This is a genomic window from Arthrobacter sp. CMU6, from assembly GCF_059090205.1.
This window is the reverse complement of the sequence record NZ_JBNHFL010000128.1, coordinates 1-254: the sequence shown is the minus strand read 5'-3', so window position 1 is coordinate 254 and position 254 is coordinate 1. Positions and strand designations below refer to the sequence as shown.

The 254-nt window shown below is 63.0% G+C and carries 1 pseudogene; it reads left to right on the top strand.

The annotated features are described in order from the left end of the window. Nucleotides 1–254, top strand: a pseudogene (locus AC5RWD_RS23370) (glutamine--fructose-6-phosphate transaminase (isomerizing)); the annotation flags it as partial.

Genomic DNA, 254 nt, shown 5'->3' with positions numbered 1-254 from the left:
CCTCTGCTGAGAAGGGCGGCTTCTCCTCATTCATGGAGAAGGAAATCCATGACCAGCCCGACGCCGTCGCGCAGACCCTGCTGGGGCGTTCGGACCTTAATGGCCGGCTGACCCTGGATGAGCTGCGGATTGACCCGGAGCTGCTGAAGAAGGTCAGCAAGATCATCGTGCTGGCCTGCGGCACCGCAGCCTATGCGGGCCTGGTGGCCAAGTACGCGATTGAGAACTGGTGCCGGATCCCCACCGAGGTGGAG